Annotated in this window: 14 protein-coding genes; 11 read left to right on the top strand and 3 right to left on the bottom strand. The window is 38.9% G+C overall.

The genetic code is table 11. The annotated features are described in order from the left end of the window. Positions 1–67 precede the first annotated feature (67 nt). Positions 68–745, bottom strand: a complete 678-nt coding sequence (locus tag SNE25_RS17055) for an MgtC/SapB family protein (protein ID WP_321560199.1) — start codon at positions 743–745, stop codon at positions 68–70. A 71-nt stretch (positions 746–816) separates the two neighbouring features. Here SNE25_RS17055 and SNE25_RS17050 point away from each other — a divergent pair, with 71 nt between their 5' ends. Then, complete coding sequence (locus SNE25_RS17050; protein WP_321560198.1) at positions 817–1,146, top strand: hypothetical protein; 330 nt, start codon at positions 817–819, stop codon at positions 1,144–1,146. Between the two features lie 9 nt (positions 1,147–1,155). Here SNE25_RS17050 and SNE25_RS17045 read toward each other — a convergent pair whose 3' ends face one another. Together SNE25_RS17045 and SNE25_RS17040 are read right to left on the bottom strand one after the other, a co-directional pair. After that, entirely contained in the window at positions 1,156–1,854 is a 699-nt protein-coding gene (locus tag SNE25_RS17045) for a uracil-DNA glycosylase family protein (protein ID WP_321560197.1), read from the bottom strand. Positions 1,855–1,954: 100 nt separating this feature from the next. Further along, positions 1,955–3,586, bottom strand: coding sequence for a carboxylesterase/lipase family protein (locus tag SNE25_RS17040; protein WP_321560196.1), 1,632 nt, complete (start codon positions 3,584–3,586; stop codon positions 1,955–1,957). Between the two features lie 130 nt (positions 3,587–3,716). Here SNE25_RS17040 and SNE25_RS17035 point away from each other — a divergent pair, with 130 nt between their 5' ends. The 10 genes from SNE25_RS17035 (at position 3,717) to SNE25_RS16990 (ending at position 11,452) form a co-directional block, all read left to right on the top strand. Further along, positions 3,717–4,472 (top strand): NUDIX hydrolase, encoded by a 756-nt coding sequence (locus SNE25_RS17035; RefSeq protein WP_321560195.1) that lies wholly within the window; start codon positions 3,717–3,719, stop codon positions 4,470–4,472. Between the two features lie 99 nt (positions 4,473–4,571). Then, positions 4,572–4,979 (top strand): VOC family protein, encoded by a 408-nt coding sequence (locus tag SNE25_RS17030; protein ID WP_321560194.1) that lies wholly within the window; start codon positions 4,572–4,574, stop codon positions 4,977–4,979. 28 nt (positions 4,980–5,007) lie between these two features. Continuing rightward, entirely contained in the window at positions 5,008–5,391 is a 384-nt protein-coding gene (locus tag SNE25_RS17025) for a DoxX family protein (RefSeq protein WP_321560193.1), read from the top strand. A gap of 38 nt (positions 5,392–5,429) precedes the next feature. Continuing rightward, positions 5,430–5,807 carry a DoxX family protein gene (locus tag SNE25_RS17020; protein ID WP_321560192.1) on the top strand — a complete coding sequence of 126 codons (378 nt, stop codon included), beginning with the start codon at positions 5,430–5,432 and terminating at the stop codon, positions 5,805–5,807. An 87-nt stretch (positions 5,808–5,894) separates the two neighbouring features. Continuing rightward, positions 5,895–6,116: a hypothetical protein gene (locus tag SNE25_RS17015; RefSeq protein ID WP_321560191.1), complete on the top strand. Its 222-nt coding sequence runs from the start codon at positions 5,895–5,897 to the stop codon at positions 6,114–6,116. A 60-nt stretch (positions 6,117–6,176) separates the two neighbouring features. Next, a complete protein-coding gene (locus tag SNE25_RS17010) occupies positions 6,177–6,572 on the top strand; it encodes a VOC family protein (RefSeq protein WP_321560190.1) in 396 nt (131 codons plus the stop codon). A 572-nt stretch (positions 6,573–7,144) separates the two neighbouring features. Further along, complete coding sequence (locus SNE25_RS17005; protein ID WP_321560189.1) at positions 7,145–7,531, top strand: response regulator; 387 nt, start codon at positions 7,145–7,147, stop codon at positions 7,529–7,531. Next, a complete protein-coding gene (locus SNE25_RS17000) occupies positions 7,512–8,600 on the top strand; it encodes a sugar transferase (protein WP_321560188.1) in 1,089 nt (362 codons plus the stop codon). The genes SNE25_RS17005 and SNE25_RS17000 overlap by 20 nt, the downstream gene beginning before the upstream one ends. Positions 8,601–8,603: 3 nt before the next feature. Further along, positions 8,604–9,284: a TolC family protein gene (locus SNE25_RS16995; protein ID WP_321560187.1), complete on the top strand. Its 681-nt coding sequence runs from the start codon at positions 8,604–8,606 to the stop codon at positions 9,282–9,284. A gap of 2 nt (positions 9,285–9,286) precedes the next feature. Continuing rightward, the gene (locus SNE25_RS16990; protein ID WP_321560186.1) at positions 9,287–11,452 is read left to right on the top strand and encodes an exopolysaccharide transport family protein; all 2,166 of its coding nucleotides are present in this window, start codon (positions 9,287–9,289) and stop codon (positions 11,450–11,452) included. Positions 11,453–11,612 lie beyond the last annotated feature (160 nt).

Below are 11,612 nucleotides of genomic sequence, written 5' to 3'. Positions count from 1 at the left end.
TAATTATAGAAAACTTCAATTGAAAAAGCACTGTGTATTAAAAATACACGGTGCTTTTTTGGTATCATCAGCTTAAGAAATCTACGCCTTGTACACCTTTAATATTTTTAAGATCGGCTACTACGGTCATTACGTTTTCCTGTGGGGTAAATTGCTTTTGAATGGTGATTCTAATCTCGTCATTACCGTCGCCTCCTGTTAAGCTGATCTCTTTAAACGGAATGTTATTGTTTTTCAATACCTCTTCTATCGCTTCAAAATCAACCTGTTTTTGAGAAAGTAGCAGCCGGATATTGCGGTATTTATTTTTTTTGAAAAACTTATTTTCAAATGGTTTAAAAACAACCAGGATAATCATAGCAATAGCAGTTGTACTTACTGCCTCAATATATAAACCACCGCCAACGGCCAGCCCTATGGCAGCTACCGTCCACAAGCCTGCCGCTGTGGTAAGGCCCTTTACTATCTCATTACGCAGAAAAAATATGGTACCAGCACCTAAAAAGCCGATGCCGCTTACCACCTGCGCCGCCACTCGTGATGGGTCGAGCCCATAACCGGGTTTTCCTACTACATCCTGAAAGCCGTAAGCAGAAACCAGCATAATAAGCGCCGAACCCAAACAAACCATCATGTGAGTACGTAACCCGGCTGTCCAATGTCTGCGCTCCCGCTCCCATCCTATTATACTGCCCAATAAAGCGGCTACAAGCAGCCGTAAAAGCATCTCATAAGTACTAATCATAATAGCTAATTTATGGGTAAATATTGAAACAATTAAACATGACTATTGTCTATTTACTTAAATAACATATTATGATCACAAGCGGTGTTACATTTGGAGTAAACAAAGAAGATGGTACCCTCATCAATATAGCGATTGATCCTATCGGGATCAATAAGGGCGAAGTAAGCCCTTCAAATACCAGAACTTATAAACTTTACCGGGGAACTGATAGCCCGAAAACCTTTGATAAAGGCTACCTGGGTGCGCTGGTTTTAGATGATACAAATACCGGGTATCAATATTCAGGAGGCACAGAGCTTACCGATTTTGAATTAAAGCAATTGGTACAGTTTATCCGGAACTACCATGCCTCGGGTAAAGAATTTGATGATCACAAGCGCGACATCAGCACTAAGTAAATCCTGTTACTACAAAAGCACCTTATTAAATTCCCGGATATATTTTGCGATATAATCCTTTTTTGTTTTTGATTTATACTGCATAATATACCGCGGATGTTCCAGCGCAACAATCTGCTTAAAGAATTTCTTTTCCTCATTCAGCTTACGTAAAAAGGCTTCATTTTTACCTGTACCAAAGCAGAAACACACATCGGTTTTAAAACCGAGCTCAATTTGCTTTTGTATGTTTTCAATAATAAAAGGATACACTGCTTTTTGCAGCTGGGGCATATCATAATAATTATAATTTACCTCTTTACCATTATTGGTGGCTATAGTAAAACCCAGCGGGCAAACCGAATGGATATAAAACTGCTCATAAAACTTACTTATCCCGCCAAACGCGTTAATCATTTCATAAACATATTCTGATGAGGGCTCATGGGCCATAGGGCCCGGGTAAGGTATATGGCATTGATTTACCATCCTTTTAGGATCGGTAAAAGAAACCCCTGTCATGCCCGAGCCAAACCTGCCGGGGTTAATGCCTAATATTAAATGCCGCGGATGATGGTCGTTATAATACTTACGGTAAAACTGTTCGGAAACAACAGGTGCAAGCTCACTTTCTTTAAAAGGGTTCATGATCCTGATCCCGTCAGGTAAAGTTCCTGTAAACTCAAGTTGCTGATTAAAAGCGATGATTCTGTCGGCAAAGGTGCTCATATAATGGCGCTAACTTATTCAAAAAGAATCAGTCCAAAAAATAAAAAATCCCGGCGCCCTCGCGGCAACCAGGATTCATATATCCATACCAATAAAATTACTATTTCATATACTCCTTATCCAGGAACAGGTAGCGGGCACGGTTTACTTCAGTTTTGAGTTCGCTGTTAACATCAATGTTCATAAATTTAACATTTTTATTGCTTGTGTTCCCTTCCCATTTACGTAAACCACTGCCGTTTGGATTTCCTGTTTTTATAAAGTTAGCGAAATAATTCTCCATTGTTTCAGATACTTTATAATCGTCAGGAGTCCAGGCATACACTTTATTACCAGCCAGGTTGCCCATGGCGTACTCAATTTCTGACGCATGTGGCGCGCCAACTACCGGTAGTTTTGGAGCGGCCGGCTTTGCTGCATCCCCTTTAACTACACCACCCGCAAGCCCTGGCGTTGCATTACCCATTTCGGCCACCATGGCAGGGCGTATACGCGAAAACTCATACCGGTAAACAGGCTTACCCCCGGTCTGGATCTGCAAGTCGGCCCATTTCCAGGTACTGTAAACTATAAAGCGGTCGCTTGATAACGCGGTTGCCGTCTTAATCACTTCCTCATCGGTTGAAGCGGGATATAATTTTAAAGCTTCATCAGCGCGGTCGCCATATAATTGTTGTAATGTTTTTTTATAGTTATCCAATGTTGGCGCATCGGCACGCATTAAAAACTGATACGGAACTTCGGCAGAATTCCAACCAACCAATATGGGTATATGCGCCTGTTCACCGGCTTCAAAAATAGCAGGCAATGATTTTGGCAATAAATAGCCATCAATAGTGGCTGATGTAACCGGGCCACCAGGTGAGAAAACCGAATCGAGCAGTTGTGCAGCAGGCAGGGCCCGTAACTCGGCTAATGAACCGGCCTTTAAACGGGCAGCAAAGGCAGCTCCGTTCTTTTCGCCATCGGCTAATGGGATTGGGAACAAAGTCGGGTTTATAGCCGCGCCGCTTTCGCCAATAGCGCCTGCTATCAGATCTTTTGATAAGGGTGATGCCATTTGTACTGATACAGAGATTGACCCGGCAGATTCACCCGCTATGGTTACCTTTTTAGGATCGCCGCCAAACGCCGCTATATTTTTCTGCACCCAAACCAGGGCTGCGTGTTGATCAAGATATCCGTAATTGCCGGATGAATGATTTGGCGATTCCTTGGTAAGTTCCGGATGCGCAAAGAAACCGAATATCCCCAGCCTGTAATTTACAGTAAGCGCAACAATACCTTTTTTGGCCATGCTTTCCCCATCATACCTTGATTCAGAACCATCGCCGGCCGCCAGGCCGCCGCCATAAAAGTAAACCAGTACAGGAAGTTTCTCCTTCCCGGTTTTGGCAGGTGTCCAAACATTAAGGTACAAACAATCCTCGCTCATGCCTGCCGAACGAAAACCCATATCGCCAAATATTGGTTTTTGCATGCCATTGTTTCCAAAATGATCAGCCTTAAACACACCCTGCCAATTTTTAACCGGCTGCGGTTCCTTCCAGCGTAAATCACCAACCGGTGGCTGCGCAAAAGGGATGCCTTTAAAACTCGTGATTGAAGAGCCAGCTTCCTTCGTTCCCTCAACTACTCCGTTTTCGGTAGTTACCTGGTTAATTGATTGACTAAATACTTTTACAGTGGTAATTTGACTAAGCAGCAAAAATGCTATAAGTGTTTTCTTCATATTGGTTTGTGGTTATGTAAACTGGTTTAAAATGAATAACATTTATTATTGTATCATTTTGTTACAATAATAAATTAAATTTAATTAAGCACCAATTTTTTTGTTAATTGCGACCCAAATTTTCAGCAAAATGAGTAATGAATTTATAAGGCAGGAAATGAACGTAACCGGTGAAGGCTTTTTACCGGGCTTAGCTATTGATGCGGTTATTTTTGGCTTTCATGATGCTCAGCTGAAAGTTTTGCTGCTGGCTTATAAAAACACAGGCTTTTTTGCTCTTCCGGGCGGTTTTATCTATAACAACGAGGATGTAAACGAGGCTGCCCGAAGGGTTTTGTTTAGCAGAACGGGCTTAACCGACATTTTTCTGGAGCAGTTTTATGTATTTGGTGATAAAAGCCGGCATGATGTTGCCCCGCTGAAAACCATAATGAAAGCCCGTGGCTATGAACCAGGTGATAACCATTGGTTATTAGGTCGATTTGTATCTGTTGGATATTACGCCCTTGTTGATTTCACCAAAGCCATCCCTACCCCTGATAGTATATCAGACAGTTGCGATTGGTATGGTTTGGACGAGCTACCCGTTTTAATGCAGGACCACCGGCAAATTGTAGATAAAGCCCTGCAAACCCTGCAGGCCAACCTCGATCATAAACTCATCGGTTTTAACCTGCTGTCGGAAAGCTTTACCATGGGCGATCTGCAATGCATGTATGAAACTATATTAAACAAAAAGCTTATCCGCGCCGCTTTCCAGCGCAAAATGCTCAGTCTTGGGATATTAGAGCGGATTGCAAAAAAATGGACAGGTGGGGCGCATAAGGCACCTTATTTATACCGGTTTAAAGCCCAAACGCCCGACAATGTCATAATTGACCCCTAAAAGTGTCGTATTCCCCCCTTTCTGATCTTGTTATATGGAAGTACTTTTGATATGTAAATAGTTCAACAACAAATCAATAAACACTTAAATTAAAACAAGATGATAACCATTAACCCTTATTTAAATTTCAAAGGAAATACCGAAGAGGCATTTAACTTTTACAAATCAGTTTTTGGCGGTGAATTTTCAGCAGTGGTACGTTTTAAAGACATGGAACCTGAAAATAAATATCCCGAAAAGATCATGCACATAGCCTTGCCTGTTGGTACTGGCAATGTGATTATGGGTACCGATGCTTTAGGCAAAATGGGCGACGACCTGGTGGCCGGCAATAATTTTTTTATTTCCATAAACTCACAAACAAAAGACGAAACCGATAAAGTGTTTAATGCTTTAGCCGTTGGTGGTACTGTAAACGTACCCGTCTATAAATCAGAATGGGGTACATACTTTGGCTTGCTTACCGATCAGTTTGGTATTCAATGGATGGTTGATTGCCCTTTATAAATATTAACTAAACACAATCTTATATATCATGAAACCTGCAACCGTAAAAATCATTTATTGGGTATTAACCATATTGTTTGTATTAGCCATGCTTGGCGATGGTTTTGGAGGCGTATCACAGCAACAAGCCGGTAAAGATGTAATGACCCATTTGGGCTACCCCTTTTATCTGCTCATTATTTTAGGCAGTGCAAAGCTGCTGGGAGCTGTTGCCGTATTGCAAAACAGTTTCAAAACTATTAAAGAGTGGGCGTATGCTGGTTTCGCTTTCAGTTTTATAGGGGCATTCGCTTCAAGGGCTTTTGCACACGATACCGGAGCTTTTCTAATATTACCTTTAATAATGCTTGCTTATATGTTTGTAACCTACTACTTCTGGAAAAAGTTTGAACAAATTAAACAGGCCCGTTAACACCGGTAAATATTTAAACTTATAAACTTATTTTAATCATGAAAATAGCTGTAATTATTGTAAGGACATTGGTAGGTCTGATGTTCCTGTTCTCATCTGTGGTTGTACTTTTCAACCTGATGCCTCATCCCGAATTAAAGGGCAATGTAAAAGTATTTATGGAAGGTATAGTCGCCTCTGTTTACCTGATGCCGCTTATAAAAATAACAGAGCTTGTATGTGCCATTGCACTGCTTACAGGCAGATATGTTGCGTTGGCTTTAGTAGTATTATTTCCTATCATAGTTAATATTGTATTCTACCACTCATTTTTAGGTCCTGCGGATTTACCTGTTCCAATTGCATTATTGTTGGGCATTTTATTTCTGGCCTATACCAAACGCGAAAGCTATAAACCTTTGTTTGCAGCAAAGTAAACGGCATTCATTGATCATAAAAATATAGGGCCATGTTAAATATGGCCCTATTATCCGAAATAAATAGCAATACTAATAATAAGCTAAATGACGGTAGAAGTTTTTAAAACCAATGTAAGTACACGCAGGTATGCCAACGTACTGCTTAATCAGATCCATAAAACGTTTACAAAATATCACGCCAACTTTGATCTGGATGATTGCGATAAAATATTGCGTATTCAATGTTCCACTGGAGCAATAAGATCAAGGGCGCTGATCATGTTTTTAAAAGATTTTGGCTGTAATGCTGAGATATTACCTGATTAATCAGGTTTCGGGAAAACAAAAAACAAATTCGTTAATTATTAATTAATAAACATTAATATTATGATACAAGAAGGCAAGGCATTTAGCGGTTTTTCGGTAAGCGATTTACAAAAAGCCAAGGAGTTTTATAGTAAGATACTCGGTCTCAACGTTGAAAACGATGAGAAAATGCCGGATCTGTTGAACCTGCACATCAATGAAAAAAACACCATTTTGATATATCCTAAGCCCAACCATGAGCCGGCTACTTTTACTATACTTAATTTCCCGGTAAAGAATATAGCAGAAACGGTTAATGAACTGAAAAGCCGTGGTGTAAAATTTATTGTTTATAATGAGGAAAATTTCAAAACAGACGAAAAGGGTATTATGTGGGGCGATGGCCATGGCCCTAATATAGCCTGGTTTAACGATCCTGCCGGCAATATCCTTTCTGTCATTGAATCAGATGAGTGATCTTTATTTATTGTGCTTCCATTCCATAACAAACAGCATTGGAGAAAATGAGTTGAGATCAATAAGTCAACCTTTATCCAATGCTGTTTTTTATTATAATCCTGGGTTTTCCTTTTACAACAAAAGCATAATTATTGCTTATATAAAACACCAACTCATAGTAAATTAATTCCCTAACCGGGAATTAATTCCTCACTCCTGCCACAGCTTTTATACAACTTTTATACGGCTTTTATACAACATTATACATAATTGGTCACTTTGACTGGTCATTTTATTAAATTAAGGCTTTCTTTCCAATTAAAATCGCTGACGGCACCTCAGTTAGCGCCTATGTCTATTTTCGGTATAGTAATTGAATATCCACTCTCAAGATCGCCGGATATCTTATTCATAAATAACTAATAAAAAAACAAACCCCGGACACTGTTTTAACGTACACTAAAAAAATTTAGCAAACCTTAAAAAGCATATCATTAAAATGAATTTGATTTTAAAATCTACCATCTTAAATTTTTCGTAATAACGATATGTTTTTGCCTTTATTAATTCACAATTTACTCCCCCTATAAATGAAAAGTACCTTACTAATTGTTGATGACGATTTAAGCATATTAAAATTACTCAACTTTATTCTGGCAAAAGATTACGATGTAGTTGTTAAGAGCAATGGCATTGATGCATTCGGCTGGCTTGAGGATGGCAATATGCCCGAATTGATAATATCAGATTTGCAGATGCCTTATTTTGATGGCCAATCATTTGTAAAAAATGTTAAAATCAGCGGTTTCTATCGCGATATCCCTGTTATTTTATTGTCCGCAGCGCATGATCTGGATGAACAGGTAAGCAAAATGCCTTTTAAAGTGGAAGCTTACATTCACAAGCCTTTTAAACCAAACGACCTGAAATCGGCCATTAACCAACTTTTACAAGTTTATGAATCAACAAACATCTGATTGGAACGAAAATTCAGGTTCACATGTCAAGATTGCTTATGCGGGCTCGGAATTAAAGAACTTAATTTTATCTGGACTAAACGATAATTTCAATATAATTTATAACGATTCGATACCTCAACTTGAAGAATATCTGGGCAATCAGTCTATTTTAACCGTACCTGATATCATCCTGGTAGAAACTGATACCGACGGCAAATATTTTAAATTGGTTCAGGATCTCAAAAAAAGCTTTTTGTTAAATGGGGCAATCGTCGTTCTTTTATCATCAGGTAACGATAAAGACATCAAGCAAAAAGCAATGGGATTAAAAGTGCATGATTTTTATAGTATGCCGTTCCTGATTGACAATTTACGTGAGCGTCTTAATTTTCTGGTTACTTTCAAATTAATAAAACCAAGACTGCTTGAGCTATCAAAAGAAGTAGATACTACTTACAAAATGCCTTTTGGTAAGCGTTTGATCGATTTGGTAATATCATGCAGCATGCTGTTTATATTATCGCCTTTATTCCTGCTGATAGCCATACTCATTAAATTAGATTCAAAAGGACCGGTATTTTATAAAAGCAAACGGGTTGGCACCGGCTACAAGGTATTTGACTTTTATAAATTCAGATCGATGCGTACCGATGCTGATCAGTTATTGGCAAAGTTATCAGCCGAAAATAACCAATATGCATCGTCGGGCGGTAGTACGCAGGCGGCATTTGTGAAGATCAAGAACGACCCGCGCATTACCAAGCTTGGTCAGTTTTTACGCAACTCCAGTCTTGACGAACTGCCGCAGCTATTCAATATCCTGAGGGGCGACATGTCTGTAGTTGGAAACCGGCCCCTACCTGTTTATGAAGCCGAAATGTTAACCTCAAATGAATGGTCAATGCGTTTCCTGGGTCCTGCCGGATTAACAGGTTTATGGCAGGTGAGTAAACGAGGAAAAGAGGATATGTCTGAACGTGAACGGAAAAAATTAGACAACTTCTACGCCCAAAAGTATTCCATTTGGTTAGATTTTAAAATTATTATGAGCACTATACCTGCACTGTTTCAAAAAGAAAAAGTATAAACAATGAATAAAAAAATTAAAAAAATCTGCTTTTTATTAGCTTTCACTGTTTTTACCAATCATTTATACGCTCAAGAATCTTTTATTAAAGATATATCCTATCCTTACCTTGAAAAACTGATAGCCACCGCGAAAAAAAACTATCCGGAAGTAAAACTAAGGCAAAGCCAGGTAAACGCCGCAAAAAGCACCTATAATCAAACAAAATTTGCCTGGCTCGACGGATTAACTGCCTCATATATTTACAGCCCTCAAAACTCCATTAATCTGGCTACACCTACCATTTTTAAAGGGTATCAACTGGCCTTATCGCTTAGTATAGGTCAGCTGTTAAAAAACCCGTCGGCAACGCATGTAGCCAAAGAGAATTACAAAATTGCCGAATATCAGCAAAGTGAGTATTTATTAAATATTGAGGCCCAGGTAAAGCGTTTTTATTTTGCCTACCTTGAGGCGCAAGCCGAACTGAGGTTACGTTCAAACGCGGTACTTGATGCCGAAGGTGCCGTAAAACAACTCAAATACGCGTTTCAAAAAGGCGAAACCACTTTTCAGATCTATAACGAACAACTTAACAGCCTTTATAACCAAAACTCGTTTAAGGTACAAGCTGAGTTAGCCACATTTACAGCCAAAACCAACCTGGAAGAGTTATTGGGTACTAAATTAGAAGAGATTAAATAATAATGGAGATAGCCAACTTTTTTAAGCTTTTACGTAAACATAGAAATATACTTATAATCATTCCGTTGTTAACGGTTATTGGTTCATTTTTTCTTGTCAAAAACCTGTCTAACAGTTATATATCCCATGCTCAAATAGCCACCGGTATTGTTGATGCCTCAAGGCATGTAATTGATAAAGAAGAAAATGCCAACGCACAGGAACAACAGGTTTATCGTGAGTTTAGCAACCTTATAGCCGTCATGAAGCTCAAGAAACTCATAAATCAGGTTTCTTATCAGCTTATTATCCATGATCTGAGCAATAATGCGCCATTCCGTAAATATAGCAAAGAGCTAACCGAGATGCGCCCATACGAGCGTGATCATGCACTGGCTGTGTTCAAAAACAAGTTTCAACGCCTTGAGCCATTATCGCTTTATGATAAAAATGAGGACAAACTGAACGATATACTCATCTCCATGAAGTATGATGAGCGCTCCATACTAAAGAGCCTTAATATTGAACGCGATGAGGACAGCGATTTTATAAGTGTAAGCTTCGAGTCTGAAAATCCACAACTATCGGCTTTTATAGTAAACGTATTGTGCAAGCAGTTTATCGACTATTATACCCAGAGCGTAAGACAGAATGAAACAACAGCAGTAAATTTTCTATCAAAATTACTGGAAGAAAAAAGAAAGGCTTTAAGCGAAAAAACCGAGGAACTGCAAAAATATAAGATACAGAACGGTGTGCTAAGCCTTGATGAACAGTCAAAAGCTATTTTTGACCAGATCATGGTTTACAATGATAAAAAACTGCAGGCCGAAAAAGATATCATCTCTTATGACGGTGCTATTAATTCTATCAACGGCAAATTTGAGCCGAAAGATAGAAAGTACGTTGAATCTGCGGTAGCTAAGTACAACCAGGCCATAACTTCTACACAAGATCAGCTTCATGTGCTCGAAGACCGTTATGTGCGCAGTGGTTTTAATCCAAGATATAAAGCAACAATAGATTCTGTTCAAAACGAGCTTACCTCACAGCTAAATCTATCATCTGATAAATACCTTACCAATCCGCTTGTTGCCAAAGATGACCTTGTACACCAAAAATTAACGCTTGAAATATCAAGAGACCTGGCCAAATACAGCGTAAAATCAATTGATAAGGAGCTGGCCAGTTTAAATGGCAAGTTCACGCGCCTGGTACCCTTTGATGCTACAGTAAAAACTTATGATTTTGATATAGATATAGCAGGCAAAGAATATCTTGACGTGCTAAACAGATATAACGAAACCAATCTTAAATCGAACTTTTCCATCAATTTAAGGCAGGTAGAAATGGCTACCCCTGATATTGCTCAGCCATCAAAGAAAATATTGCTTATAGCGTTAAGCGCGGTGCTAAGCGTAGTAGCGTGTTTGTTAGTGATGTTTATCCTGTTTTATTTGGATAAGAGTATTAAAGAACCTTCGGAACTTGTTAATAAAACCCAATTGCCTTTACTGGGATACTTAAACCGTATTAATGGTGCAAATCTTGATCTGAAAAAATTGTGGGACGTAGAGCACAGGGATAAAATGAAGCAGTTTAAGGAGCTGCTCAGGTCTATCAGGTTTGAGATAGATCAGGAACTGCGTGGCGAGAAAGTTGTAGCGATCACCAGTATTGATGAAATGGAGGGTAAAACCCTGCTTGCTATAAGCCTGGCTTACTCTTACTCCATGATCAATAAGAAAGTGTTATTGATTGATGGCAATTTTGATAACCCAACTATTAGTAAAACGGTATTGCCGAATATATATGTTGAAGATTTTTTCAAAAATAACCCGCTGAATACTGCTGAAGTAAATAATGGCAACACTACAGTGTTAGGCAATCATGGTAGTGATGTTACTCCGTTTGAAATTGGCGACGAGGCATTTATTAAAGGACGTTTTAATGAGTTAAAATCAAAATATGATATCATTATTATTGATACTCCCCCACTGACTTCCTTAAATAAATCAAAAGAATGGTTACTGTTTGCCAACAAAACTTTAGCAGTTTTTGAGTCGGGTAAAAAGCTTACAAATTCACAAAAGCCTTACATAACTTATTTACGCGGTCTCGAAAATAAATTTGCCGGCTGGGTATTGAACAACGCCGATTTTAATCAGAAAGAAAACAACAGATCATAAAAGCAACAACCTGTACTACACCGGTTATTGCTAAAATATTACTGTTATGAGAATAGAGCCCGAAAAACAACAGGATACATATCATGAACTAAGCGTTCTTCAAAAAAGATCGCGAAAGGTGGCAATAGCACTGGCGTTTTGCGGTGTTTTTGTTTGGGTG

It is taken from the genome of Mucilaginibacter sabulilitoris (genome assembly GCF_034262375.1).
Taxonomy (GTDB): domain Bacteria; phylum Bacteroidota; class Bacteroidia; order Sphingobacteriales; family Sphingobacteriaceae; genus Mucilaginibacter; species Mucilaginibacter sabulilitoris.
The sequence above is the reverse complement of the archived record's forward strand: the minus strand, read 5'-3'. Positions and strand labels throughout refer to the sequence as shown.

Excerpts from the sequence above, each read along its gene's own strand:
- SNE25_RS17055 (WP_321560199.1), bottom strand. The coding sequence starts at position 745 with ATGATTAGTACTTATGAGATGCTTTTACGGCTGCTTGTAGCCGCTTTA.
- SNE25_RS17050 (WP_321560198.1), top strand. The coding sequence starts at position 817 with ATGATCACAAGCGGTGTTACATTTGGAGTAAACAAAGAAGATGGTACC.
- SNE25_RS17045 (WP_321560197.1), bottom strand. The coding sequence starts at position 1,854 with ATGAGCACCTTTGCCGACAGAATCATCGCTTTTAATCAGCAACTTGAG.
- SNE25_RS17040 (WP_321560196.1), bottom strand. The coding sequence starts at position 3,586 with ATGAAGAAAACACTTATAGCATTTTTGCTGCTTAGTCAAATTACCACT.
- SNE25_RS17035 (WP_321560195.1), top strand. The coding sequence starts at position 3,717 with ATGAGTAATGAATTTATAAGGCAGGAAATGAACGTAACCGGTGAAGGC.
- SNE25_RS17030 (WP_321560194.1), top strand. The coding sequence starts at position 4,572 with ATGATAACCATTAACCCTTATTTAAATTTCAAAGGAAATACCGAAGAG.
- SNE25_RS17025 (WP_321560193.1), top strand. The coding sequence starts at position 5,008 with ATGAAACCTGCAACCGTAAAAATCATTTATTGGGTATTAACCATATTG.
- SNE25_RS17020 (WP_321560192.1), top strand. The coding sequence starts at position 5,430 with ATGAAAATAGCTGTAATTATTGTAAGGACATTGGTAGGTCTGATGTTC.
- SNE25_RS17015 (WP_321560191.1), top strand. The coding sequence starts at position 5,895 with ATGACGGTAGAAGTTTTTAAAACCAATGTAAGTACACGCAGGTATGCC.
- SNE25_RS17010 (WP_321560190.1), top strand. The coding sequence starts at position 6,177 with ATGATACAAGAAGGCAAGGCATTTAGCGGTTTTTCGGTAAGCGATTTA.
- SNE25_RS17005 (WP_321560189.1), top strand. The coding sequence starts at position 7,145 with ATGAAAAGTACCTTACTAATTGTTGATGACGATTTAAGCATATTAAAA.
- SNE25_RS17000 (WP_321560188.1), top strand. The coding sequence starts at position 7,512 with ATGAATCAACAAACATCTGATTGGAACGAAAATTCAGGTTCACATGTC.
- SNE25_RS16995 (WP_321560187.1), top strand. The coding sequence starts at position 8,604 with ATGAATAAAAAAATTAAAAAAATCTGCTTTTTATTAGCTTTCACTGTT.
- SNE25_RS16990 (WP_321560186.1), top strand. The coding sequence starts at position 9,287 with ATGGAGATAGCCAACTTTTTTAAGCTTTTACGTAAACATAGAAATATA.